Origin of the sequence: Streptococcus sp. 23.2 (assembly GCF_016648665.1) — a bacterium.
Lineage (GTDB): Bacteria > Bacillota > Bacilli > Lactobacillales > Streptococcaceae > Streptococcus > Streptococcus salivarius_E.
This window is the reverse complement of the sequence record NZ_JACLQJ010000004.1, coordinates 73,042-99,434: the sequence shown is the minus strand read 5'-3', so window position 1 is coordinate 99,434 and position 26,393 is coordinate 73,042. Positions and strand designations below refer to the sequence as shown.

21 protein-coding genes and 1 pseudogene are annotated in these 26,393 nt (G+C 35.3%); all 22 read left to right on the top strand.

The genetic code is table 11. The features are described 5' to 3' along the window. Window positions 1-66 precede the first annotated feature (66 nt). The 22 genes and pseudogenes from dnaG to H7T98_RS03555 all read left to right on the top strand — a co-directional run bounded on the left by dnaG (window position 67) and on the right by H7T98_RS03555 (window position 26,370). The gene (dnaG, locus tag H7T98_RS03660; protein ID WP_201061292.1) at window positions 67-1,878 is read left to right on the top strand and encodes a DNA primase; all 1,812 of its coding nucleotides are present in this window, start codon (window positions 67-69) and stop codon (window positions 1,876-1,878) included. 3 nt (window positions 1,879-1,881) lie between these two features. Further along, entirely contained in the window at window positions 1,882-2,991 is a 1,110-nt protein-coding gene (gene rpoD, locus H7T98_RS03655; RefSeq protein WP_201061290.1) for an RNA polymerase sigma factor RpoD, read from the top strand. Window positions 2,992-3,044: 53 nt separating this feature from the next. Next, window positions 3,045-3,380 carry a metal-sulfur cluster assembly factor gene (locus H7T98_RS03650; RefSeq protein WP_002884757.1) on the top strand — a complete coding sequence of 112 codons (336 nt, stop codon included), beginning with the start codon at window positions 3,045-3,047 and terminating at the stop codon, window positions 3,378-3,380. Between the two features lie 10 nt (window positions 3,381-3,390). Continuing rightward, entirely contained in the window at window positions 3,391-4,317 is a 927-nt protein-coding gene (locus H7T98_RS03645) for a glycosyltransferase family 2 protein (RefSeq protein WP_201061288.1), read from the top strand. A 119-nt stretch (window positions 4,318-4,436) separates the two neighbouring features. Continuing rightward, window positions 4,437-5,306: a dTDP-4-dehydrorhamnose reductase gene (rfbD, locus tag H7T98_RS03640; protein WP_037603101.1), complete on the top strand. Its 870-nt coding sequence runs from the start codon at window positions 4,437-4,439 to the stop codon at window positions 5,304-5,306. Between the two features lie 3 nt (window positions 5,307-5,309). Further along, window positions 5,310-6,020, top strand: coding sequence for a glycosyltransferase family 2 protein (locus tag H7T98_RS03635; RefSeq protein WP_037603098.1), 711 nt, complete (start codon window positions 5,310-5,312; stop codon window positions 6,018-6,020). Between the two features lies 1 nt (window position 6,021). After that, window positions 6,022-6,357: a DUF2304 domain-containing protein gene (locus H7T98_RS03630; RefSeq protein WP_037603095.1), complete on the top strand. Its 336-nt coding sequence runs from the start codon at window positions 6,022-6,024 to the stop codon at window positions 6,355-6,357. Then, window positions 6,347-7,624, top strand: a complete 1,278-nt coding sequence (locus H7T98_RS03625; RefSeq protein ID WP_037603122.1) for a lipopolysaccharide biosynthesis protein — start codon at window positions 6,347-6,349, stop codon at window positions 7,622-7,624. The genes H7T98_RS03630 and H7T98_RS03625 overlap by 11 nt, the downstream gene beginning before the upstream one ends. Next, window positions 7,608-8,390, top strand: coding sequence for a glycosyltransferase family 2 protein (locus H7T98_RS03620; RefSeq protein WP_037603092.1), 783 nt, complete (start codon window positions 7,608-7,610; stop codon window positions 8,388-8,390). The genes H7T98_RS03625 and H7T98_RS03620 overlap by 17 nt, the downstream gene beginning before the upstream one ends. A 98-nt stretch (window positions 8,391-8,488) precedes the next feature. Further along, a complete protein-coding gene (locus tag H7T98_RS03615) occupies window positions 8,489-9,463 on the top strand; it encodes a glycosyltransferase family 2 protein (protein ID WP_037603089.1) in 975 nt (324 codons plus the stop codon). Between the two features lie 123 nt (window positions 9,464-9,586). Continuing rightward, a pseudogene (locus tag H7T98_RS03610) lies at window positions 9,587-10,135 on the top strand (sugar nucleotide-binding protein); the annotation flags it as partial. 174 nt (window positions 10,136-10,309) lie between these two features. Then, a complete protein-coding gene (locus H7T98_RS03605; protein ID WP_262407724.1) occupies window positions 10,310-11,098 on the top strand; it encodes an acyltransferase family protein in 789 nt (262 codons plus the stop codon). 51 nt (window positions 11,099-11,149) lie between these two features. Then, the gene (locus H7T98_RS03600) at window positions 11,150-12,676 is read left to right on the top strand and encodes a beta-carotene 15,15'-monooxygenase (RefSeq protein ID WP_201061286.1); all 1,527 of its coding nucleotides are present in this window, start codon (window positions 11,150-11,152) and stop codon (window positions 12,674-12,676) included. A 729-nt stretch (window positions 12,677-13,405) separates the two neighbouring features. Next, complete coding sequence (locus H7T98_RS03595; RefSeq protein WP_201061284.1) at window positions 13,406-16,357, top strand: rhamnan synthesis F family protein; 2,952 nt, start codon at window positions 13,406-13,408, stop codon at window positions 16,355-16,357. After that, window positions 16,344-17,651 carry a DUF2142 domain-containing protein gene (locus tag H7T98_RS03590; RefSeq protein ID WP_201061282.1) on the top strand — a complete coding sequence of 436 codons (1,308 nt, stop codon included), beginning with the start codon at window positions 16,344-16,346 and terminating at the stop codon, window positions 17,649-17,651. The genes H7T98_RS03595 and H7T98_RS03590 overlap by 14 nt, the downstream gene beginning before the upstream one ends. A 3-nt stretch (window positions 17,652-17,654) precedes the next feature. Next, window positions 17,655-18,902, top strand: a complete 1,248-nt coding sequence (locus tag H7T98_RS03585) for a glycosyltransferase family 4 protein (RefSeq protein WP_201061280.1) — start codon at window positions 17,655-17,657, stop codon at window positions 18,900-18,902. Between the two features lie 16 nt (window positions 18,903-18,918). Beyond that, entirely contained in the window at window positions 18,919-20,436 is a 1,518-nt protein-coding gene (locus H7T98_RS03580; RefSeq protein WP_201061278.1) for a glucosyltransferase domain-containing protein, read from the top strand. A 197-nt stretch (window positions 20,437-20,633) separates the two neighbouring features. Beyond that, window positions 20,634-21,782, top strand: a complete 1,149-nt coding sequence (gene cps2T / locus H7T98_RS03575) for a beta 1-4 rhamnosyltransferase Cps2T (RefSeq protein WP_201061276.1) — start codon at window positions 20,634-20,636, stop codon at window positions 21,780-21,782. Then, window positions 21,779-22,717 (top strand): glycosyltransferase family 2 protein, encoded by a 939-nt coding sequence (locus H7T98_RS03570; protein WP_148512825.1) that lies wholly within the window; start codon window positions 21,779-21,781, stop codon window positions 22,715-22,717. The genes cps2T and H7T98_RS03570 overlap by 4 nt, the downstream gene beginning before the upstream one ends. Further along, complete coding sequence (locus H7T98_RS03565) at window positions 22,718-23,524, top strand: ABC transporter permease (protein WP_118189161.1); 807 nt, start codon at window positions 22,718-22,720, stop codon at window positions 23,522-23,524. Then, complete coding sequence (locus tag H7T98_RS03560; protein WP_002886829.1) at window positions 23,524-24,726, top strand: polysaccharide ABC transporter ATP-binding protein; 1,203 nt, start codon at window positions 23,524-23,526, stop codon at window positions 24,724-24,726. Before H7T98_RS03565 ends, H7T98_RS03560 begins: the two co-directional genes overlap by 1 nt. After that, entirely contained in the window at window positions 24,727-26,370 is a 1,644-nt protein-coding gene (locus H7T98_RS03555) for a rhamnan synthesis F family protein (protein WP_201061273.1), read from the top strand. Window positions 26,371-26,393 lie beyond the last annotated feature (23 nt).

The window sequence follows — 26,393 nt, the reverse complement described above, 5'->3', positions numbered from 1 at the left end:
TACTTTCATTTTTCATCGTGTTATAATTAGGGGTAATGCAATTATGGTAAGATAGGGGGCGATCAGATGGTGATTGATAAAGCTTTAATAGAAGATATTAAGAGCAGTACCAACATCGTCGACGTGATTGGCGAAGTTGTCAGTCTTAATCGTGCAGGTCGCAATTACCTAGGTCTCTGCCCCTTCCATAAGGAGAAAACCCCCTCATTTAATGTTATTGAGGACAGACAGTTTTACCATTGTTTTGGTTGCGGAAAGTCTGGAGATGTCTTTAAATTTTTAGAGGAATACCGTCAGATTTCTTTCCAAGAAAGTGTCAAGGTTCTGGCAGACCGCTTAGGTATTGCAGTTACGATAGACGCACCAAGACAGGCTCAGCAGCAGAATTCTCCTAATCAAGCTTTCTATGATCTTCATGAGGATGCGCTGAAGTTTTATCACGCTGTTCTGATGACGACCAAGATAGGAGAAGCAGCGCGTGCCTACCTCTATGAGCGTGGTATGACTGACGATTTACTTAAGACCTTCCAGATTGGTCTAGCCCCTGACGAACCAGATTATCTCTATCAGTCTGTATCAAAAAAATATGACGAAGAGGTGCTGACAGAATCAGGTCTTTTTAATCTTTCTGAAAGTAATCGTCTTTTCGATACTTTTAAAAATCGAATCATGTTTCCGCTTAAGAATGAGTTTGGAAAGACCATCGGTTTTTCAGGGCGTGTTTGGACTAAGGACGATATTGAAAAAGGACAAGCCAAGTACAAAAATACAAGGGCTACCCGTATTTTCAATAAGTCTTATGAACTTTATCACCTCGATCAGGCTAAACCGGTAATTCAGAAGACCCATGAGGTCTATCTGATGGAGGGGTTCATGGATGTCATTGCTGCCTATAGGGCTGGGCATGTTAATGCTGTGGCTTCTATGGGGACGGCGTTGACCCCTGAACATGTCAATCGTCTGCGTAAACTCACCAAGAAAATTGTTCTGACCTATGATGGTGATAAGGCTGGGCAAAATGCAATCGCCAAGTCTCTTGAGCTTTTATCGGATTTTCAAGTCGATATTGTTAAAATTCCAGACAATATGGATCCTGATGAATATCTACAGAAAACATCCGAAGAGGCTTTGGGGAAACTCTTGGTCGAGTCCCGCATTTCAGATGTGGAATTTTGGATTGGACAGCTAAAACCTGCTAATGTAGACAATCTTCAAGCAGAGATTGCCTATGTTGAGCAGATTGCTAAGATTATTGCCAAGTCACCTTCTGTGACAGCACAAAATTCCTACATTTCTAAGGTGGCTGACCTTTTGCCTGACTTTGATTTTTTCCAAGTCGAGCAAGCGGTTAATAATGAACGATTGACCATGAGGAATCAGCAGACGGCTCAATTATCGGCTGCTAGTAATAGTGCTTATGAGTCTTCAGTGTCAGGATATAGAGGGACGGTCAAACTACCTTCTACACCTAAGATTACAGGTCTTCGTCGGGCGGAAAATCAACTCTTCCATCGTATGCTTAACCATCCGATGATTTTAAATGACTATCGCATGAGAGAGGAGTTTTTCTTCCAAACACCTGAGTTAGAGGAGCTTTATCATATTCTGAAGCAAGATGGTCAGATTGATACCGTAGCTTTGTCTCTACTTTCTCAAGAGGTACAAACAGCCTATTATCAGGTTTTAGAGGAGATTTTACCACCTGAAACCAGTCTTGAAGAAGTCCAGGCTATTGAAGAGCGTAGAAATCATTTTTTGAGGGAACAGGACTTTCGTAAGCAAAGTAAACAAATAAGAGAATCAAGTAACCACGGTGATGTGGATGCAGCGGTGGAAGCCCTGCAGATGCTCATCGCCCAAAAACGAGATATGGAGTAACACATGGCAAAGAAAAAAAAAAATACAGCATTTAATGTTCAAGTCGCTGATTTCATTCGTAACCACAAAAAAGCTGGTACAGCAATTGATGATGAAGTAACAGAAAAACTAGTTATCCCATTTGTTCTTGATGCTGATGGGATTGATGACCTTTTGGAACGTTTGACAGACGGTGGTATCTCTATCACTGATAAGGATGGAAATCCTTCATCTAAATATGTTGTTGAAGCCCCAAAACCAGAAGAGTTGACAGATGAGGAACTTCTTGGTTCAAACTCAGCTAAGGTCAATGACCCTGTTCGTATGTACCTCAAAGAGATTGGAGTAGTTCCTCTCTTGAGTAACGAAGAGGAAAAAGAATTGGCTATCGCTGTTGAAAATGGTGACTTGGAAGCTAAACAACGTTTGGCAGAAGCCAACCTTCGTTTGGTAGTCTCAATCGCTAAACGCTATGTGGGACGTGGTATGCAGTTCTTGGACTTGATTCAAGAAGGTAACATGGGGCTTATGAAAGCCGTTGATAAATTTGACTACTCTAAAGGTTTCAAATTCTCAACTTATGCGACATGGTGGATCCGTCAAGCAATCACTCGTGCTATCGCAGACCAAGCACGTACCATCCGTATCCCAGTTCACATGGTTGAAACTATTAATAAATTGGTGCGTGAGCAACGTAACCTTTTGCAAGAGTTGGGACAAGATCCAACACCTGAGCAAATCGCTGAACGTATGGATATGACTCCAGATAAGGTTCGTGAAATCCTTAAGATTGCTCAAGAGCCAGTTTCTCTTGAGACACCTATCGGTGAAGAAGATGATAGCCATTTGGGTGACTTTATCGAGGATGAAGTTATCGAAAATCCAGTAGATTACACAACTCGTGTGGTTCTTCGTGAGCAATTGGATGAAGTGCTTGATACCCTTACAGACCGTGAAGAGAATGTTCTTCGGCTCCGTTTCGGTCTTGACGATGGGAAGATGCGTACTTTGGAAGATGTTGGTAAAGTCTTCAACGTTACTCGTGAACGTATTCGTCAGATTGAAGCTAAAGCCCTTCGTAAATTACGCCACCCAAGCCGTAGTAAACAACTTAAAGACTTTATTGAAGACTAAGATAGTAAATGGAAGGGGCCTGATTATTAGGCCCTGATTTTGGAGGAAAAGCTATGTCTGAAGTAAAATACACTGAAGCAGAAATTGAAAAAATCAAAGATCGTATCTTGGAAGCTTTAGAAATGGTTATTGACCCTGAGTTGGGGATTGATATTGTCAACCTTGGCCTTATTTACGATATCCGTTTCCAGCAAGATGGCTATACTGAAATCGATATGACCTTGACGACTATGGGATGCCCACTGGCGGACCTTTTGACAGACCAAATTTATGACGCTATGAAAGAAGTGCCAGAAGTCACTAAGACAGAGGTTAAATTGGTCTGGACACCAGCATGGACTATCGAAAAGATGAGTCGTTATGCCCGTATCGCCCTAGGTATTCGTTAGGAGAATGATTATGAAAAAATTAGCTATTGTTGTTCCTTGTTATAACGAGGAAGAGACCATTCATCCTTTCTTAGAGGCTTGTCAGGCAGTTGAGCGACAAATGGCCAATCAGTTAGCTTTCAACTATTACTTTGTCAATGACGGTTCAAAAGATCGCACCTTGGAAGTTTTGAGACAAGTTTCAAAGCAATTTGAGAATGTTCACTATCTCTCTTTCTCTCGTAATTTTGGGAAGGAAGCAGGCTTACTTGCTGGACTTGAGGCAGCCCAAGGTGACTACGTCACAGTTATGGATGCCGATCTTCAGGATCCACCTGAACTGCTCATCGAGATGTATGCCAAAATCCAAGAAGGTTACGACGTTGTGGGGACACGACGTGCTGACCGCAAGGGTGAGCCACCTATTCGTTCACTCTTTGCTAAGGCCTTTTATTGGTTGATTAATAAAGTTTCTGACACAGAAATGGTAGACGGGGCGCGTGATTTCCGTTTGATGACGCGTCAGGTTGTTGACGCCATCCTTGAGCTCAAGGAAGTTAATCGCTTTTCAAAAGGGCTCTTTTCTTGGGTCGGCTTTGATGTGGCCTATGTCTCTTATGAAAATCGTGAACGTGTGGCAGGAGAAACTTCATGGTCTTTCTGGAGCCTATTGAGCTATTCACTTGATGGCTTTATTAACTTCTCCGAAGTACCGTTGAAGCTTGCCACATGGGCAGGAACCTTCTCATTCTTAGTTTCCCTGGTTGGAATTGCCTTTGTCGTTATCCGAAAACTAACTATAGGTGGGAGTGTTGCAGGCTGGGCAAGCCTTGTCTCAATCATCCTCTTTATCGGAGGAATCCAACTCTTAGCCTTGGGGATCATCGGTCACTACATTTCCAAGATTTTTTTAGAAACCAAGAAGCGACCAGTTTATATTGTTAAAGAAAAAGGGTGAAGATAACCAGCTATTTATACAAATAAATTTGTTGTATAGAATTATAAATGAAAGCAGATTTTTTCTGCTTTTTTTGTTAAAATGAAATTGCTATTAATGAATATTTCAAGGAGAAAATTATGATTCTAGTAACAGGTGCAAATGGCCAACTCGGAACTGAACTTCGTCACCTTCTTGACGAACGCAACGAAGAGTATGTAGCAGTAGACGTAGCAGAGATGGACATCACAAATGCTGAGAAAGTAGACGAAGTGTTCGCAGAAGTGAAACCAAGTTTGGTTTACCACTGTGCAGCTTATACTGCAGTGGATGCTGCTGAAGATGAGGGTAAAGAACTTGACTATGCTATCAACGTGACTGGTACTGAAAATGTAGCTAAAGCTTCAGAAAAGTATGGTGCAACGCTTGTTTATATTTCAACAGACTACGTTTTTGATGGTGAAAAACCAGTCGGTCAAGAGTGGGAAGTTGATGATAAACCAGACCCACAAACAGAGTATGGACGTACAAAACGTATGGGTGAAGAACTTGTTGAAAAACATGTTTCTAACTTCTACATCATTCGTACTGCGTGGGTATTTGGTAACTATGGTAGGAACTTTGTCTTCACTATGCAAAACCTTGCTAAAACTCACAAGACGCTTACTGTCGTCAATGACCAACATGGCCGTCCAACTTGGACACGTACTTTGGCAGAGTTTATGACTTATTTGGCTGAAAACCGTAAGGAATATGGTTACTATCACTTGTCAAACGATGCAGCAGAAGATACAACTTGGTACGACTTTGCGGTTGAAATCCTCAAAGATACGGATGTTGAAGTGAAACCAGTTGATTCAAGTCAATTCCCAGCTAAAGCTAAACGCCCACTTAACTCAACAATGAGCTTGGCTAAGGCTAAGGCTACAGGATTTGTCATCCCAACATGGCAAGATGCTTTGAAAGAGTTTTACAAACAAGAAGTGATATACTTAGAAGGGAAAGTATGAGGATTGAGAACTTCAGATTTGTTAATTATTATTCCTTCGTATAACGAAAGTGGAAATATCGAAAAAACAATTAAGAAGATTGAGGAACATACACCAGAATTTGATTATGTCATTATCAATGATTGTTCCACAGACAATACTTTGGAAATTTGTAAAAGGAATCAATTTAATGTCATTGATTTACCTATCAATTTAGGAATTGGTGGTGCTGTACAGACAGGATATCAATATGCAGTTAGACACGGCTACCAATACGCTGTCCAAGTCGACGGAGACGGCCAACACAATCCTGAATTTATTAAAAAAATGTTAGAAGTTCTTCAAGAAAAAGAAGTCAACATGGTGATTGGTTCACGTTTCATTGAAAATCAAGGTTTCCAATCCTCATTTGCGCGGCGAATTGGGATTTCATTTTTTGAAAAATTAATCAAGGTTTTGACTTGTCAAAAGGTAACTGATCCAACTTCCGGTTTACGAGTAGCTGACAGAAAAGTGATTGAGGAATTCGCAAAGCAATATCCAAGTGATTATCCAGAACCAGAGACGATTGTATCCCTTTTGACCTCGGGCTATTCCGTTGCAGAAGTACCGGTCTTGATGAATGAACGAGAACACGGAGAATCATCGATTACATTAAGTAAGTCTGTTTACTATATGATCAAAGTGACAATGGCAATGCTATTGGCTAGAATTGGTGGAGGATATAAGAAATAACATGCTAAATATTTGGTTAACCCTTATTGTAATTATTTTTATCGTTTATATTCTTCGTCTAGTTGCAAAGAAAGTCGTTGAAATGAGAAATGTCATTTCTTGGCTCATTCTTTGTTTGCTCTCGTTGCCAGTCATTTGGTTTCCTAATTTGATTGGAGCAATATCTGCATTTCTTGGTATTCAGACACTTAGTAATTTTGTTTTTTTATTAAGTACATTTTTATTAATATTTTTAATATTTTCATTAACTCGTACTGTATCAAAACAATCAGTACAGATTAAGAAATTGTCACAAACGATTGCCTTATTAAGAAGTGAGAATGAAAATGAACAATAAAGTAAATAGGAGTATTTATTTTTGGAATTTTGCAGGAAATATAGCAGCAGCTGCAGTCTCAATATTGTATTTGATTATTGTCTCTCGTTATACTTCCGCAAGTGATGCTGATAATTTTAGTTTGGCTTATGCAATTGGGAATCTCTGGATTGTCATTGGTATGTTTCAAGTAAGAAATTATCAGGCGACTGATTTGAAAGAAACATACTCCTATTTAGAATATTGGCTAACTAGGGTTATTACAGTTTGTTTAATGTTAGTTACATTATTTCCATATTTACTTTTTAGTGGAAATAATGTTGAAAAAGGGGATTTATTTTTAATTATATTCCTAACGGTGCTTTATCGTTCATGTGATGCTTTTTCTGATTTATTCCAAGGTTTATTTCAACAACATGAACGTTTAGATATTGCAGGGAAATTAATGGTACTGCGTTATGGTTCGAGCACAATCATTCTCCTAATAAGTTTGTTACTTTCAAATTCTTTAATTTTTTCTTTAATTTGTTTATGTTTTTTTAATGTTGTTTTTGTTTTTGGGGGTGATTACGTCCAATCCAAACAAATAAGAACGATAGCTTTTAATCAGATTTCATATGCTACATTTAAGCAATCAATTAGTATCATGAAAACTTGCCTTCCCTTGTTTGTTAACGGCTTTTTATTGGTATATGTTTTGAATTATCCAAAACAAGTGATTGATAAATTGCTAGTCGAGGGTGTTTTACGTGAAGGTGCTCAAAGAGACTTCAGTATTCTATTCATGCCTGTTTTCTTTATGAGTTTATTTGTATTAGCATTAAGACCGTTAATTACCGATTTGGCAAAACAATGGTCAGAAAAAAGATTTCATACGTTTAATGCTATGATTCGAAAGATTTTATTATTGCTTATGATTTTGGGACTGGTAGTATCAATATTGGCCTATTTGATAGGGATTCCTATTTTGAATATTATAAGTGGTATTGATTTATCAAATTATAGTTTATTACTTACTATTTTAGTGCTTTCCGGCTTTTTATATTCTATAGCTTCTGTCATAGGTGATTTTTTAATTATATTGAGGAAGCAAGTCTATCTACTCTATGTTTATATCGCAATGGCGTTGTTGACAAATCTTCTTACGCCTCTAGCAATGAGGGAGTTTGGTTTGTTTGGAGCAGGGCTTAGTTTTGTTATGGTTATGCTATTTTACACAGTTGCAAGTTGGATTGTCTTTGTAATTATGAGAAGGAAGGAGATTCAAAAATATGAATCAGTGGAATGATCATACATTTGTAATCTGTGCTTATGGGGATAGTCCTTTTTTAGAGGATTGTATAAACTCGTTATTAAGCCAAACCGTAAAAAGTAATATCATTTTGTATACTTCTACTCCAAGTGTATTTATCGAAAGTATTTGCCAAAAATATGCTATTCCGTTTAATACAAGTGTTGGTGGTGGGATTGGGAAAGATTGGAATAATGCTTTATCTTTTGTTACTACCCAATATGCTACAATTGCCCATCAGGATGATTATTATGAGCCAACCTATTTGATGGAAATTAAAGAGAGATTAAAGAAATATCAAGATGCTATCATTCTTTATTCTGATTATTTTGAAGAAAAAAATGGAGAGGTCATTAAACCGACTTCAAATCTAAAAATCAAATCATTAATGTTAAAAACAATCTCATTATTCCCTAAAACTAAATGGTGGAGAAACAGGATTCTTGCTTTTGGAAATCCGATTTGTTGTCCTGCTGTAACTTATAATTTAGAATTGGTTAAAGGGTTTAGATTTGATGAGGAATGGAGAGTTAGTCTAGATTGGCTTGCTTGGTACCATTTGGCTAAATTCGATGGTAGATTTGTATATGTTCCAAAAAAATTAATGTGCCATCGTATTCATGAAGATTCTGAAACGAGTAATACCATTAGTGATAATACTCGAACAAAGGAAGATTACATGATGTTTAAACTCTTTTGGCCAAACGGATTGGCAAAATGTATAAATCGATTTTATAAAAAGAGTCAGGATACGAATGGTTAAAGATTGCGTGCTTGAGGTTTGATAACAATATAAAAGTTCTATTATCTTACTTATCTGCAAAAACTATGAGTGATATTAAAAATTAAAAGGATAAGATTGTGAAAGAAGCGCCTAAAATTAGTGTCATTATTCCTGTATATAATGCAGAATTATATCTGAAAAGATGTATAGATTCCATTTTGAATCAAAGTTTTAAATCATTTGAAATTATTGCAATTGATGATGGGTCAAAAGATAGTTCGTTCAAAATTTTGAGTGAATACCAACAATTTTCTCCAAATATTAGAATTTTGAGCCGAGAAAATAAAGGTGCAGCCTATACTAGAAATGAAGGTATTAAGCTTGCAAAAGGTGAATTCATCATGTTTATTGACAGTGATGATTACATAAACCCAGACTACTTGCAAGTATTTTACGATGAAATCTCAAGAGGGATGGATGATGCAGTAATTGGTGGACTTCAGAGAGTAAATCAAGATGGCAAACAACTATTTTCTATCCAATTGGGTAAAGATAAATGGTCGAAATATAGATCAATTTCACCATGTGCTCGCATCTATAGAAAAAAATTTATAGTAGATAACGAACTTTCTTTTCCAGATATTCCGTTGGCTGAGGATTTGTTATTCAGTTTAACCGTGTATACAAAATCTAAGAATATTAGAACTATACCATATTGTGGATATAATTGGTTTTACAATGAGAATAGTGCATCTAATACATTAAATAAGGGTTTTAATCCAAAATTAGATATCAAGAATGTTCTTGATAAGATAGCAGGGATTATCCCAAATGATTTTTCCGAAACTAAATTAATTAAATTCTTTATAAAAAAATTTACTCTTTATTGGTTATTGGACGGTGGGAGACATTCCACAAGTGAGGAGTTTTTACGTCAATATAAAGAAATTAATGATTGGATCAGGATAAATGGAATGAAGTCCACTCTTTCTGTTTTTAATCGAGAAATTAGAGATGAGAGATTGATGGTTAAATTAGCTATCTTTACAATGAACTTGATTGAAAAATTCGGTTTATTAAAACTGTTTGCAAAACTTTATTGTAAAGGATAGTTAGAAAATTTATAGTTTACCGATAAGATAGTAGCAAATGTTAATAGGAGCAATGAATGGTTATATCAGTTGTAGTCCCATGTTTTAACGAAGAAGAATCAATCCCATTGTTTTATAGGGAAATGGAACGTGTTCGATGGGAATAAGCCAGTCGGACAAGAATGGGAAGTAGACGATCAACCAGATCCTCAAACAGAGTACGGTCGTACAAAACGTATGGGTAAAGAGCTAGTTGAAAAACATGTGACTAACTACTACATTATCCGTACTGCTTGGGTGTTCGGTAACTATGGTAAAAATTTTGTCTTCACCATGCAAAACCTTGCTAAAACTCACAAAACGCTTACAGTTGTCAATGATCAACATGGTCGTCCAACCTGGACACGTACTCTTGCAGAGTTTATGACTTATTTAGCAGAAAATCGTAAAGATTATGGTTACTATCACTTGTCTAATGATGTGGAAGAAGATACCACTTGGTATGACTTTGCAGTTGAAATTCTTAAAGATACAGATGTTGAAGTGAAACCAGTTGATTCAAGCCAATTCCCAGCTAAAGCTAAACGCCCACTTAACTCAACGATGAGTTTGGCTAAGGCTAAGGCTACGGGATTTGTCATCCCAACATGGCAAGATGCTTTGAAAGAGTTTTGCAAACAAGAAGTGAAATAATGTAAATGGAAAGATGGTGTTATGCTATCTTTTCATTTGGGGATAGGATAAGGAGAGTTATGAAAGAAAGAATATTTAACATAAATATACGTTAATGTATTGCAATAGTTTTTTAGTAGCTGTGCATTTTTTTCTTCACACCAATTATCAGGTCGTTTCTATACCTTTAAAAGTATTTTCTTATCATCTTTTATTTGGATGATTTTTATGACCTGTGTTCCCTTATTTATTATGACTACAGGTTATTTAATGAAAGATAAGACCTATAGTAAATCTTACTTTATAAAATTACTACCAATAATTGGAATATACTGTCTTGCAGTTTCTATCTATACTTTTTTCGACGTTAGAGTTATTAATATAGATTATTTTGGAAAGTTACTAGTAAACATATTTTCCTTTAGCCACTATGCATGGTATGTAAATATGTATATTGGGTTATATCTAATGATTCCATTTTTAAATGTAGGGTTCAAATCATTTAATAATCGTAGAAGTCAAGCTATTTCATTAGGTGTTCTAGTACTATTTACTGTTATCCCAGCTACTCTTTCATTGTTTAATAACAATGGGCAAAATCATATTATTTTATCTCATCTAATTACTGATTATTGGAAGGGACTCTGGCCTATTACATATTATCTTGTTGGTGCTTTTATTGCTTCTTTTAAGAAGAAGTCGAATATTAAAGAACTTATTTTATCCATTATAATTCTTGATGTATTAAGCGTTTTGGGATTATCAGCGATATCAAAATCTAGTTTAGGGATAGAATACGGTGTTCTTCCGGTCTTTCTGCTGTCTTCGTTAATTTTTTATTCCGTTATTCAATTAAAAGTTGTTATTAAAAATGGGTGGCTACAAAAAGTTGTTCTATTTATTTCAGAGAACACTCTTCCTATTTACTTACTATCTGTGATTGGAGATTATTATTGGTATCCTATCTTACCAAATTTTGAATAGAAAAGGTCTATTATTCAGGCTTAGTTAAACACACATAAAAAGGTCGATACAATGAAAACTTTTAACAATTTTAAAAAAATAACATCATTATTTTATAAATTTATCTTCTATTTAACATCCACTATTCTTTCAGGGCTAATTTTATCTTCTATAGTGTTTACAGTGTATATGCCCCTATCTGCAAACGAAAGAATTGAATTTTCTTATTCAAATTGGTATTTTCCAATATTAATTCTGCTTTTTATACTGTTACTTTTTAAAAGTAAAGATTTTATAGAAAAAATTTCATCGAAAAAATTATTTTTAATCCTGTCCATTGTCTATTTTGTTTTAGGACTCTTTCTTATTATTCGTATAGTTGGTGGATTAAGGTCAGATGCTGCCAGTGTTTATAATGCTGCAGCAGATTTTAATAGCGGTGTTTTTAATAGTTTAACTGAAAAAGGTGATTATCTGTACGTAAACCCTCATCAATTAGGATTAACCACATTAGACAGAATATACGTTTTATTCTTTAAGAATGAAAGGTTTATTTACTTTTTTAACCTCGTCTTTATTCTAGGAACAAATTTCCTTATTTATAAAATTAGTTTCAAACTTTTTAAGAATAAGTTGATAATAAATTACACCATCCTTTTATCATTCTTATTTTTCCCACAGTTTTTCTTTCAACTATTTGCATATGGAACTATCCCAGGGTTATTTTTTGTTTTATTGGGATACTATCATCTTTTAAAATATAATGAAACTTTACACTATTCTAATGCGATGATTAGTATACTAAGTTTTGCTTTAGCATGTCTGATTAGAAATAATTACTTCATTTTTGTTATTGCCATTACATTGATACAAGTTTTCAATTTCTTAGAAAATGTTAATTGGCGAAAATTAATTGTAACATTTTTAATAGTAATAAGTATTCCTATGTCATCATTCCTTTTGAAGAGCTATTATCAAAGTGTTACTCATGTTCCTGTTTCTCAAGGGACACCTATGCTTGCTTATATTACCATGGGAACACAAGATAGTCCTGTCGCACCTAGTATCGGAGGCTGGTGGGATGGTTACAATTCTTTGTTGCTAAAAAATAATGATTTTGATCGACCTAAAGCTGTCAAGCAAGCAAAAAATGATCTTAAAAAAAATTTGCTAACTTTCTATAATCAACCAATGTATGCAGTAAAATTTTTCTATAAAAAAATTCTATCCACATGGTTGGAACCGACTTTCCAATCAATATGGACTGGTCCACTTCCTGACTTAGGGAATGTCCAGAATTCTAGAATTTTGAAGAGTATTTATGAAGAAAAAAGTGGATACTATTTTTTGAATTCTTTTGGTAAAGTTCTTACTGTTTCAATTTATTTACTAACTGTGATTTCTGTAGTCTATAATATTAAAAGTAAAAAGTTTTCTGCTTTTGAGCTGTTTACAATTATTTTCTTCCTCGGAGGGTTCTTTTTCCATATCTTCTGGGAAACAAAGAGCCAATATGTTTACATATATGTTCTCCTTTTGATTCCTTCTGCTGCTAAAGGATTACAGAAAGTGGGATCAATACAATTTTTAAAAGGATAGCAGATGAGAGTCGAAATCAAGTCTCTAAAGTGAATAGTCTAATAATGGATGGAATTACTAGCCAGTCTGTTAAACCTATTAGTTTGATTACCAACTTAGGCATCATAACTTCACTTTTTAGTTTCCCAATTTGTAAAATTAATTTTACAAGTTTTATACTTTCTACAGTTTTATTAATATCTGTATTAAGTCATAAGTTTGGATGGAGAAGTTTATTGTTCACACTATCCGTTGTTAGCAAGCTTGCAAGAGAAAGTGGAACATTTGAATTTAATTTCTTTTATTTTGGAGCAGTTCTATTCTATTTTGTTATATTGCTTATTTTACTGTTTATTATAAGGAGTCTTTCAGACTCTGCAGATAAGGTTTGGCTATCTTATTTGTTTATAATTGGCCTGTTGGGACGTTTGCTTATTTCATTCTCACCTACACTTTATGCTTCTAGTACTCGAACATATTTACCTATAATGCTTAGTCTATTTATTATTACTTGTTATTTTTTGAATGACATTTATATTTATTTTAAACGGTCTAAGGCTATCAAATAAAAGCAGAGCTGGTTCTGCTTTTTTCTTTGTCTGTAGTAGGGGGATTTTTTGTCCAAACTATAGTATAATTAAGGTGGTATGCACTTTCAAAGATTACTACTTTGGTCAATCTTTGAAGCTTAGTAATATTAGTAATTTTCAGGTACTAATTGATATTTTGTTAAACAAAATGGATGGAAAAATGAATAATTTAATCTCAGTGGTTGTGACTTGTTACAATCATGAAAAGTATATTGAGCAGTGTCTGCGAAGTGTTTTTAATCAGACCTATACTAATATCGAATTAATCGTTTTGGATGATGGTTCGACGGATAGTTCAACTCAAATTATCCAAGAGGTTTTGAAGGATTCACCTTGTGAGACGAGATTTGAAACTCATGAAAATCTTGGGGTAGTAGAGAATCGAAATTTAGGACTCGAGCTTATTAGAGGTGACTATTTGCTATTTGTAGATAGTGATAACTACCTCGATGCGGATTATGTGGAACAGTTGTACAGTAAGTTGACGGAAACAAATGCTGATATTGCGTACTGTGATCTTTTTAATCCAGAAAAAGAAGAGTTCTACCTTAAAAGCCGTGAATTTGACCTAACTGCCTTTCTAAATGCTAGTTTTATTGATAACTGTTCTTTGATTCGTAGAAGTATTATTGGAAATGCTCGTTATGATGAGATGTTAAATCGTAAAAAGCTTGAAGATTATGACTTTTTATTGAACTTAATCATTAATAACGGTGCTAAAGCGGTATATCAACCAAGCACTAAGCTTAATTATCGTGTCTTTGAAACAGGATCAATTTCTGGACGTGACTCCGTTCGCTACCATTATGAAATCTATCTTGACATTCTTGAGAAGTACCTTGATAAGCTTCCTCATGAAATTTACAAGGCAGTTTGTGAGAACCTCATGGTTTTGGAAGAGCGGTTGGATAGCTTGCTTAAACATCACGATGATGTGACAGACTATGTTAATCGCTTGAAAAAAGAACGTGATCAACTTGAACGAAGAAAGTATACACAATCTAAGCAATTGAAGGATGCCCATAAAGAAATGGAGCTTATCCGAAGTTCACTGTCATATCGTTTAGGTAACGCCCTTATTACACCTATAAAGACAGCAGGAGTAATTGCGAAGAATCCAAAGGCTATTAAAAATTATTTGAGAGCTTTAAAAGTCAAAGTGATACAGTTACGTCGTCGAATGACACCTCTTAAGGTTCGCCAGTTACGACGTCTCAGAAATAGTCAACGCTCCGCCTTGTCACATAATGGTAAGAAAGCATTGGTTTATGTTATTTTTGAGTCTGAAGCTCGTCTTCAAGAATACAAATTACGTTTCTTACAAGCCTTGGCTCCATTGGTAGATGATGTTATTGTCGTTGTCAATGGACAGCTTCACGATGATGATATTAATACCCTTGAGGCCTACGGTAAGGTTTTGACTCGTGATAACAAGGGATATGATACTGCGGCCTTTAGAGAAGGGATTTTTGCCTTTGGTAAAGACAAGCTTAAAGATTACGACCAGCTCCTCTTGGTGAATGATACTAACATTGGTCCGATGAGAGATTTGTCTCAAGTATTCCAGGAAATGGCTGATAAGCAACTAGATTTCTGGGGAATTTCCTTTGGAGAAGAGCAAGAGGATGTTACTAAAGAGAATCCTTATGGCTACATTCCTAAGCATCTTCAATCTTATTTCCTAGTTATTGAAAAGCTCATGCTAAACGATGATGACTTTTATGAGTACTGGACACACTTGACGGATACAGATTCTCGTGATAAGGCTATTGGTCGACATGAGACACGTTTTACCAAGCATTTTGCTGATTTAGGTTATCGTTATGATGCGGTTGTGCAAGAATACGAAGATTCTGCCATGTATATCCACCCGCTTAAGATGCTCAAAGCAGGTAGTCCTTTGGTGAAATACACGGCTCTGAAAAATTATGATGAAGACCAGTTCTTGTGGCAAGGTCTGGACCGTGATTCGGAAGTCCCTGACTTGTTAGAGTTTGTCGCAGAAGAAACGGATTACCCAGTGTCAATCTTGGAAGATATTGTAAATAAATTTAAGGCGGTTCCACGTGATCAATATATTCTATTGATTGATGGGGTTGAAAATATTATTCCGCAATGTACCCGTTACCGTGTCTTGAACAAGGCAGAGCAATTACGTAAGCATGGTTTTGCAGTCAAAGTTGTTAACCTATCTGATTTCCAACTATCGATGGCTCAAAACGCTAGTCATATCATTATCTACCGTTCACCAATCTCACCTGAACTTTTGCGTCTCTGTCATTTGGCTAAGGAATATGGAAAACCTGTCTTCTTTGATATTGATGATTTAGTCTTTGATACGGTTTATACAGACCAATTAAGTTATACGCAAGGGTTGAATTCGGTTGAAAAAGGAAACTATGATGCAGGTGTTCGAAATTATGGCTATATGCTAGAAAACTGTGATGGTGCCATTACTTCGACTAATCAGTTGCAGGAGGAGTTGTATAAGTACCAAAGTAAGGTTTTACTTAATCGCAACTTGGCTTCTGATGACTTAATCGCTATTAGTAGTCAATATATCAAAGATTATTCTCAAACATCCGATATTGTTAAGGTTGGTTATTTCTCTGGTTCAATCAGTCATAATGAGAATTTCGAATTGATTAAACCAGCTATTAAGCAACTGCTTACAAAATACAGCAATGTACAGTTACATATTGTCGGGATTTTGGATATTCCGCAAGATATGAAGCCCTTTGAAAATCAAATTGTAACTCACGATTATGTGGATTGGGACAAACTACCTGCCTTGATTAGTAAGGTTGATATTAACCTAGCACCGCTTGTGGATTCTATCTTTAATCGTGCGAAATCTGAAATTAAATGGATTGAAGCTGGCTTGGTCAAAGTACCAACAGTTGCGAGCAAAATAGGAGCTTTCTTAGATGCCATCGTTGACGGTGAAACAGGATTGTTGGCTACCGATGAAGAGTGGTTTGACAAGCTTGAAGCCTTGGTTTTATCTCCAGAATTAAGACAGAAAATTGCAGATGCTGCTTATCGGGCTGTTCTTGAAAACTGTACCTTAAGCAAGAAAGATGATATGGTGACTTATTTTGAACAGAATTAAACAAATAAAAGTTGAAAATTTATTTTTCATATTAGCGACGATTTTTATTTTCTCATTTATGTTTGTATTTCCAATTAATCGTGTGCCAGATGAAACAAACCACGCGCGTATGACTTGGGAGACCTTCCATAAACCAACCGAGACATCGTTTAAATGGATGGATGAGATTCCAAGTAATGACAAGGTTAAGTTAGCGGAATATAAACAGATTTTTGCTCAAAAGATTGATATGAGTAAAGAACCTTTTCAATTTGGTGTGAGTTTAAAAACAATCTCCTTTATTCCACAGCTGATAGGGATGACGATTGGAAGTTGGATTAGTCCTACAGTCGGGATGATTATCTATATGGGGCGTATCTTTAATGCACTGGCCTATATACTAGGAATTTACTTTTTAATACGTTATTTCAAGTATGGGAAAACAGCCCTAATGTTTATTTCGCTGCTACCTATTATGGTTCAGCAAGCTTCATCACTTTCTTATGATGTGATGAATTATTTGGAAGTGATGTTAGCTCTCGGTTTTATCACGAATCTTGCCTATTCTAAACGTTTTACCAATCGTAATATTATCCAGGTGATAGGTCTTGCGATTTTACTGTTAGCAACTAAGCCAAATAACGTTTTATTGTTGGGATTGATCCCGTTTGTGCCTTTTAAGTTTGAAGGTGTCTTAGCCTTTCTAAATCGTCCAGTGCAAGCTATTAAGACCTTTATTGCAAAATATAAAGTAGTTTTCTACCTTCTCTTTGTAGTAGTCCTTGTAGTAGTTCTTCAATTCTTAATGAAGAATCAGGGCGGTCTTCGTCATTATGGCGAGGTTTTGCGTAATACACTCTTTAATCCTGAGTTGAATGACAATTTGAATGGTATTTTGTCGCTTGGTATGTTCGGTTATCTTGGTAACCTTACTTTGCAAATGCCACTTTGGTTAATATTTATTGATATCGTTGTTCTTGCTATTTTATTCCTATCAAGTAAGAAGGATTTCTTTACAAAAGACTTTGCTAATGCATCCTGGATTCTCTTCCTACTAGAGGTTCTAGCTGCTGTTACAGTAATGTATATGCAGTGGACACCAGTTGTTCTTGGTCAGGGAGCTAATATATCTGTTGGTGCTCAAGGTCGTTACTTCACGCCATTTATCATTCTTTTGTTGCCACTAGTCGCCAATACAGCTAAGATTGATTTATCTCGACAGAAAAAATTGAAGATAGCAACCCTGACTTTAATTGCTAATTTCTTGGTCGCTATGTATTTGATTCTTTTCCATTACTGGGGGGTATTTGCATAATTTATGACTAAAACAATTTTATTTATTTCTCCGACAGGGACCCTGGATAATGGTGCCGAAATTTCGATAGTCAATCTTATGAAATTTCTTGTGGAAAAAGGTTATCGTGTATTAAACGTTTTCCCTGATTACAAGGTGCCATCTCAAGAGGAGTATCAAGCAGAACTTCAGAAATCAGGAATTGAGACCTATGGTCTTTCGGCTATCAAATGGTGGTGGGAAGAAGCACCAGGTGGTTCACCGGGCAATCATTTTTTGCGAGTGAAATCTTATAATAAGAATGTCAAAGATATTCGAAACATTATTGTAGATAACAAGGTAGACCTTGTTATTAGTAATACAGTCAATGTTTTTCAAGGTGCACTTGCTGCAACTTTTGAGAATGTCAAACATTTTTGGTTGATTCATGAATTTCCTGAGGGAGAATTTGGTTACTATAAAGAAAAACTTGACTTTATAGACAAGTTTTCTGATGAGATTTTTGCTGTCACAGGAGCTTTGACCGAGGATTTAGAAAGGTGTTTCCCAAATAGGAAGATTTATTCCTTTGCACCTTATACTAAAATTGAACCTAAAGAAGGGTTGGCAACTGAATCCAACATTCACCATCGTATCGTTTCAGTTGGTCGCTTGACTCAGAGAAAGAATCAACTTGAGTTGATTAAAGCTTTTCAAATGCTTAATCTAGCAGGAACCGAACTTGTATTTTTAGGTGCATGGGATGAGGATTATAAACAACTCTGTGATGATTATATTGTAGAGCATAATTTGAAAAATGTTTCATTTATAGGATATTTAGATGATCCTTGGTCAGAGATTACTGATAAGGATTTAGCTGTTTTCCCGTCGAGTATGGAGACGTTTGGTCTGGTTTATGTAGAGTCTGTTTTAAATGGTATTCCAACGATTTTATCAGATAATGCGGGACATAAATCAGCCTTCGAGTATATGAATGAGCAAGGTCATATCTACCCTTTGGATGACTTGGATACCTTAACTAGCATGATTTCAGAGGTCCTTGGTGGATTTGACCAAGAGAAACTTGAAGCAGTAAAAGCTGTTCCAAGTTTAAAAGAGAGATATTCTCTTGAGAGTGTCTATGCTAATATTACTGAGAAGATTGAGGACGATGAATTGCGTCATAAAAAAGTAAATCAGAAAGATATCGATTTTTTAAACAACCGAAAAGCACTAACGAAGAGTGTGAAATCTGCTGTAAGAAAATTATTTCAGCTTAAAAAAATGAATTAGAGGTTCGCATGTTTCAATGATTGAATTTATGTCTAAGAAAAAATCTTTAGTCATTTATACTATGTTTTTAATAGTATTGATCTATGGATTAAAAATTGCAAATACATCTTATGGAATGGATACCAATTGGTTTATTCAAAATCCATCAGGCTATATGAATTATTGGATAAGTATTGGACGTTTTGGCGAGGTGATTCTAAAAAAAATATTTTTGAAAGAGTTCACCAATATATATATGATAAACACCTTAACTTGTATACTTTTAGGAATAACTTCATTATATTTAACTTACCTTTTTAGTGATTATATAGAAATTAGAGAAAATAAGAAACTTTTTATAGTTCCTAGTCTATTTACTACAAGCCAGTTATTTGTTTTTCAATATTATTTTGTTCTTCAGAATTTTGAGTTTTCGCTGGCAATGTTACTAACTGTTATAGTGGCTAGTTATTGCTTAAAAGTGAGAACTTTTTCTGGATTAAAAAAAATAATCATTTATATTATCCTAATTAGCCTAATGACCTTAGTTATAGGTGTCTATCAAACATTTATTTTATTCTTCATACAGATAATTGTTGCGATGCTTTTGTTGGAATATAAGAAATCAAAATTCTCTTTTTCTGAATTAATAGTAAAAGCTTTTCCTAGTGTACTAGTTTTACTATTAGGCATAGCTTGTTATTGGTTACTAGATAAACTTATTGTCTTTGCTCTGAAAACAACACATGCTAATCACTCCTTAGGAATGATAACATGGTTTGATAAGTCATTTGTAGATGGTTTATCAAGTTTGAGAGTGGCATTTACTTCTATGTTCCCCACTTTAGGTGATACACCGAATATTTATGGCTTTAGTTTTATAGTAGTAATGTTATTTGCTTTTCTTATCTTAATAATTTATTTCTATAAAAGATATGATGTTAAGATTTGCTCTTTGTTACTCTTCTTGTTATTCTTTGCTGGTCTGGGAATTGTTATAGCTTCAGGAACTCTACCTACTCCGAGAAGTATGGTGCCCCAATACCCTTTTTTAATCGCGTTTATTGCATTTTATTTGAGTATACTTATAGATAATGATAAATTGATAACTAATGTTATTCTTGGTATAGTGCTCTTATTAACGTTTACTCAGGTAAAAATGTCGAGTAATTTAGTGGTTGCTGAAGATGCAATTTTCAGAGAAGATCAACAAAAAATTCAACTAATTTATCAAGCAGTTGAAAATTTACAACTTGAAAATAAAAGTGACTATAAGTTAATGATTATTGGTTCCTCACCAGCTAAGAATAAACAAAGATTTGGTAATTTTGGAGATTTGGTAGGAGTTTCTATGTTTGAATTTGGAGGAACGTATGCAATTTCTACTAACATTGTTTCAATAATGGAAAACATGGGGATGTCATACCAATCACCAACATATGAAGAGTATATGAATTATTGGAAAAATAGGACAACTTTGGAGCAAAAAAATACTGATTTTGGTATAGAGGTTATAGATAATATGATTATTGTTAAAGTTACTCCTAACTTATAAAGACTTTTTCTGATTTTAAAACAAACTATTTTTATCAAAATTTGATTTTGGAAGATAGCCGTATAAAGACAGTTTTGGCTGTCTTTTTTGTTTTTCTATTTCTGTCCAATCATGCAAAATACCTTTCAAAATGGTATAATAAAAGCTACTATGTATAATTCTGTGTATTTGAGAGATGTGACGAATGGAGGTAAACTTTGAAGGATATTTTTATCATAGGTAGTAGAGGTTTGCCTGCTCAATATGGTGGTTTCGAGACATTTGTTGAAAAATTGATTTCTCATAAGGTATCGCCTGCAATACGTTATCACGTGGCTTGCTTATCTGACGAAAGCACTGGCAGGCATTTTGACTATAAGGGTGCGGATTGTTTTACGGTTAATCCTCCAAAGCTAGGTCCTGCGCGTGTCATAGCTTACGATATGATGGCTATCAATTATAGCTTGAAACTTATTAAAAAAGAGGGAATTCAAGCCCCAATTTTCTATATTTTAGGAAATACCATTGGTGCCTTCATTGTTCATTTTGCCAAGAAAATTCAGTCTATTGGTGGGATTTTGTTAGTCAATCCTGACGGTTTGGAATGGAAACGTGCTAAGTGGTCTAAGCCTGTTCAAAGCTATCTCAAATACTCTGAAAAAGAGATGACAAAGTATGCGAACTTGATTATTTCTGATAACCGAGGTATTGAGACCTATATTCAAAATACCTATCCGTGGGCTAGAACGACTTTCATTGCTTATGGAACTGATTTATCTAAGACGACTTTGACTGCTGAGGATGACCCTGTTCGAGATTGGTATCAGAAATGGCAGACTCAAGAAAAAGATTACTATTTGATATTGGGTCGATTTGTTCCTGAAAACAATTACGAAACTGCGATTCGTGAATTTATGAAGTCCTCTACAGAGCGTGATCTTGTTATCATCTGTAATCATGAAGGAAATGCTTACTTTGATGAACTACGACAGATTACAGGATTTGATAAAGATAAACGTGTGAAGTTTGTGGGTACTGTCTATGATCAGGATTTGCTTAAGTATATTCGCAACCAAGCCTTTGCTTATATTCATGGACACGAAGTAGGTGGAACGAATCCGGGCTTATTAGAGGCCTTGGCTCAAACGGACCTCAACCTTATTTATAATGTAGACTTTAACCATCAGGTTGCTCAAGAGACTGCCTTGTATTGGAATAAAGAGGATGGGAATTTGTCTCAGCTTATCGATTCTGTAGATGGTCAAGTGTCATTTGAGGACTTGGGAAATGCTGCTAAAGCAAATATGAAAGAAAATTACACCTGGGAAAAAATCGTGGGTGAATACGAGGAGCTATTTTTATCATGAAAGTAACTATTCTCATGTCTACTTATAATGGCGAGAATTTTTTAGCAGAGCAAATAGAGAGTATTCAGCAACAGACTTATACTGATTGGACCTTGTTAATTCGAGATGATGGTTCTAAAGATAAAACGAGAGAGATTATCAAACGTTTCGCTTTAGAAGATGATCGCATTACTTTCATCAATCCTGATCAAACTGAAAATTTAGGTGTAATAAAGAGTTTCTTTACGCTTCTGAAGTATCAAGAATCTGACTACTATCTTTTCTCAGACCAGGATGATACTTGGTTACCTGAGAAGCTATCTCTTCAACTTGAGAAAGCAAGTCACTATCCATCTAACAAACCCCTTTTAGTATACACGGATTTAAAGGTTGTGAACCAAGATTTAGAGGTACTTCATGAGAGTATGATTCGTACTCAGTCTGACCATGCTAATACGGAATTGGTTCAAGAAATGACAGAAAACACTGTCACAGGTGGTGTGTCTTTAATCAATCATGCTCTGGCTGAATTATGGACTGGTGAAGAAACGAACGAGCTTTTGATGCATGACTGGTATTTAGGTTTGCTTGCGTCAGCATTTGGTAATCTCGTTTATATTGACCAGCCAACAGAGCTTTACCGTCAGCATGCGGATAATGTCTTGGGAGCTAGAACGCTTCGGAAACGTATGCAGAATTGGATTCGCCCTCAGACCTTGTTCAACAAATATTGGAAGTTGATTAAGGCTAGTCAGAATCAGGCGGAAAATCTTCTTTCTTTGCCATTGAATACTGAAAATAGAGAGTTGGTTGAAAACTTTGTGACCATTATGGACCAAGGATTCAGAGAGCGTTATCGTCGTTTGAAAACATATGGTTATCGTAAAAACAGGGCTTTTCATACCATTGTATTTACGAGTTTGATTTTGACAAAATTCATGTATAAGGAGGACTAAATGAATTTCTTTAGTCAGAAAAATAGGATTTTACTTAAGGAACTGATTAAAACGGATTTTAAATTGCGTTATCAAGGTTCTTTCATTGGTTATCTTTGGTCTATTTTGAAACCTTTGATGATGTTTACAATTATGTACCTTGTCTTTGTTCGTTTCTTGAGATTTGATGATGGGACACCACACTATGCAGTAGGCTTGCTTTTGGCTATGATTTTTTGGGGCTTCTTTACAGAGGCTACCAATATGGGGATGCTTTCCATTGTTTCACGAGGGGATCTCTTACGTAAACTAAACTTTCCAAAACAAACAATTGTTATCTCATCTGTACTAGGAGCTGCGATTAACTTTTTGATTAACCTTGTGGTTGTCTTCGTTTTTGCTTTAATTAATCATGTTCCAATTGGTTTCAATACTTTGGTTATCATTCCTCTCTTCATTGAGGTGCTATTGATGGCAATGGGAGTTGCTTTTATTCTATCAGCACTCTTTGTTAAATACCGTGATATTGGTCCAGTTTGGGAAGTAGTACTTCAAGCAGGTATGTATGCAAGTCCAATTATCTATTCCATCACTTACCTTCTTCAAAGAAACCAGACGTTTGTTGCAAAGGTTATGATGTTGAATCCAATCGCTCAGATTTTACAGGATATGCGTCATTTTATCATTGATCCAGTTAATCCAAGAGGATGGGATATTATTAATAATAAATTGATTGCTTTTGTTCCTTATGCGATTCCTGTAGTGATTTTTATCATTGGTTTCCTTGTCTTTAATCGAAATGCGAAACGATTTGCGGAGATTCTATAATGTCAAATAATATTGCTGTAAAAGTAGATCATGTAAGTAAGTATTTTAAATTACCAACTGAGGCGAGTCAGAGTTTGAGAACGACTCTAGTCAATCGCTTTAAAGGAATTAAAGGGTATACTGAACAACATGTCTTAAAAGATATTTCATTTGAAGTTGAAAAGGGTGATTTCTATGGAATTGTTGGACGTAATGGTTCTGGTAAATCAACACTTCTAAAAATTATTTCTGAGATTTATGTTCCAGAAAAAGGTAAGGTTACCATTGATGGTAAGTTGGTATCTTTCATTGAGCTTGGGGTTGGGTTTAATCCGGAATTAACTGGTCGTGAGAATGTCTATATGAATGGTGCCATGCTTGGTTTTTCAACAGAAGAAGTAGATGCCATGTATGATGACATTGTAGACTTTGCTGAACTTCATGATTTTATGAATCAAAAGTTGAAGAATTACTCAAGTGGTATGCAGGTTCGTCTGGCTTTCTCAGTTGCTATCAAGGCTCAGGGGGATATCCTTATTTTGGATGAAGTTTTAGCCGTAGGTGACGAGGCCTTCCAACGTAAGTGTAATGATTATTTCATGGAACGTAAGCAATCTGGAAAAACAACCATCTTAGTTACCCATGACATGTCAGCAGTTAAAAAATATTGTAATAAAGCAGTTTTAATTGAACATGGTTTAGTCAAAGTTGTAGGTGACCCAGATGAAGTTGCTAACCAATATAGCTTTGATAATGCTGCTGGTCAAAAGGTTTCAAACGACGACGTTGTTGTTGAAAATCCTAAAATCACTGATTTACAAGTAAAACTCTTGAATGACAATATTATCAGTCCTGACCAAGATATTTCATTTGAGATTTCATATGATGTCAATGAGGATATTGAGACCTATATTGCCTTTTCATTGACAGATATTGACCGTGGTATCTGGATTTATAATGATAATTCCATGGACAATAAAACGAGTGGTTCTGGAAGAAAAACACTCACATATAAATGTAGTCTTGCCCATCTTAATAACATTAAGCTTAAGCTTCAGGTTTCTGTTCGAGATAAAGAGGATCAGATGATTGCTTTTGCTGATTCAGATAACTCACCAGTTATTCTCTTGAATCGAACTGATATTGAAGATGATGATAAGTCTGCTAAAGATTCTGCAACCGGAATGGTTCAGAGAAATGGAAAATGGGAGATTCAAGAATAAATGAAACGTCTCTTATTGTATGTTCATTATAATAAGTACGACGAATTAAGTGGTCATGTGCTCTACCAATTGGAGCAACTTCGACCACTTTTTTCTAAACTTATTGTGATTTCAAATAGTCAACTAACGGAATCGGCAACATTAACTCTCAAAGAGCTTGGCATAGATGAAGTTATCCAGAGAGAGAATCTGGGCTTTGATTTTGCAGCTTGGAGAGATGGTATGGCTCATATTGGATTCGAACATTTAATAGACTTCGATTCGGTTACACTCATGAATGATACTTGCTTTGGCCCTATATGGGATATATCTGACCTAGTTGAAAGTTTTGAACAACGCCAGAATGTTGATTTTTGGGGGATGACGAATTTTAGAAAGACCAAATATTTCGATGAGCATCTGCAAAGTTATTTTATATCTTTCAAAAAACATGTTGTCGATTCAGAAACCTTTCAACAATTTTGGACTTCTATAAAGACTTTTACCGATGTTCAAGATGTTATTGATAATTATGAAACTAGGGTTACTAGTGTTCTTCTTGAAGCTGGTTACCGTTATGATGCTGTCTTTAATACCGTTTCTGAAGAAACTGGCGACTTAATTCACCCTGATTTTTCTTACTATAGACCGATAAGTACACTTGAACATAAGGTACCGTTCATTAAACTAAAAGCATTTACTGACAATGAAAAAAAGGGAAGACTACTTTTAGACTATATTACTAAGCTATCGGCATATCCAGTAGCACTAATTAAGTCCCATCTTAACAGCTACCATTCGCCAGATAGCTTAGTCATTTTAGATGAAAAAATCATCGAACCCTCATTTCATTCGGTAAGTGGGAAAGCCTATCATTCGGCTATCCATGTACATATTAGTGACCTTGAGAGACTAAAAGTTTTCTCTGATAAAAAGTTATCTGCCTTTTATTATTTCACTTTATCAAGCCATTTGGATAAAAATATCGTTGAGAACACCTTATTAAATAGCTTTGATAAAGATAGATTTCAGCTAGTCTCTCAAAGATTTGATAATCATTACCATGCCTTAGTATCCTTGGCATCTCAACTTAGCGAGTATGACTTTGTTGGGCATTTTCACACAGAAGACTTTGGAAATGAAGGCAAACTTGTTGATGAAGCTACAAGACTTGCTTTAGTGGATATGTTATTAGATGAAGAGAGAGTGGCATCAATCTTTGACCATTTTCCAGAGGTTGGTCTGGTTTTTGCTGATTTATCAAAAGAACTCTATTGGACAGATGCAATTGGTGCCTTAAATCAAGAACAGACTGTTAAACTAACTGACGAAGGTCAAAAAGTGATCAATCATTTGCTTCATATTTTTCAAGGTTCTATGTGGTTATCAAAAGATTTTCTAGAAAAAATTATTCTTAAGGATAAGCAAGCTTTCTATGACTTTGATGAGGATACCCTTTCTTATCTTTTCTATCGAAAAGCTTGGGATGTAGGAATTGATTATCGCATTATTTCTTCTGAAAAAATATCTTTTGCAGAACGTTATAAGCTCCATCTTATTGAAATGTCGCAGGTAGCAGAACCACTGACGTTAAAGAAAAAATTTTCAGCATATCGAAAAGCCTTGTTAAAGAAATTAGGTTTAAAAAAATCTTCAGCTACTTAACTTCCCCTCCCACTTACGAATAG

Bases quoted from the DNA above. Each gene is read 5' to 3' on its own strand.
- H7T98_RS03555 (WP_201061273.1), top strand. From the start codon at position 24,727: ATGAAACGTCTCTTATTGTATGTTCATTATAATAAGTACGACGAATTA.
- H7T98_RS03625 (WP_037603122.1), top strand. From the start codon at position 6,347: ATGAACAATAAAGTAAATAGGAGTATTTATTTTTGGAATTTTGCAGGA.
- H7T98_RS03595 (WP_201061284.1), top strand. From the start codon at position 13,406: ATGAATAATTTAATCTCAGTGGTTGTGACTTGTTACAATCATGAAAAG.
- H7T98_RS03560 (WP_002886829.1), top strand. From the start codon at position 23,524: ATGTCAAATAATATTGCTGTAAAAGTAGATCATGTAAGTAAGTATTTT.
- H7T98_RS03580 (WP_201061278.1), top strand. From the start codon at position 18,919: ATGATTGAATTTATGTCTAAGAAAAAATCTTTAGTCATTTATACTATG.
- H7T98_RS03585 (WP_201061280.1), top strand. From the start codon at position 17,655: ATGACTAAAACAATTTTATTTATTTCTCCGACAGGGACCCTGGATAAT.
- H7T98_RS03600 (WP_201061286.1), top strand. From the start codon at position 11,150: ATGAAAACTTTTAACAATTTTAAAAAAATAACATCATTATTTTATAAA.
- H7T98_RS03630 (WP_037603095.1), top strand. From the start codon at position 6,022: ATGCTAAATATTTGGTTAACCCTTATTGTAATTATTTTTATCGTTTAT.
- H7T98_RS03645 (WP_201061288.1), top strand. From the start codon at position 3,391: ATGAAAAAATTAGCTATTGTTGTTCCTTGTTATAACGAGGAAGAGACC.
- rpoD (WP_201061290.1), top strand. From the start codon at position 1,882: ATGGCAAAGAAAAAAAAAAATACAGCATTTAATGTTCAAGTCGCTGAT.
- rfbD (WP_037603101.1), top strand. From the start codon at position 4,437: ATGATTCTAGTAACAGGTGCAAATGGCCAACTCGGAACTGAACTTCGT.
- H7T98_RS03620 (WP_037603092.1), top strand. From the start codon at position 7,608: ATGAATCAGTGGAATGATCATACATTTGTAATCTGTGCTTATGGGGAT.
- H7T98_RS03650 (WP_002884757.1), top strand. From the start codon at position 3,045: ATGTCTGAAGTAAAATACACTGAAGCAGAAATTGAAAAAATCAAAGAT.
- H7T98_RS03570 (WP_148512825.1), top strand. From the start codon at position 21,779: ATGAAAGTAACTATTCTCATGTCTACTTATAATGGCGAGAATTTTTTA.
- dnaG (WP_201061292.1), top strand. From the start codon at position 67: ATGGTGATTGATAAAGCTTTAATAGAAGATATTAAGAGCAGTACCAAC.
- H7T98_RS03565 (WP_118189161.1), top strand. From the start codon at position 22,718: ATGAATTTCTTTAGTCAGAAAAATAGGATTTTACTTAAGGAACTGATT.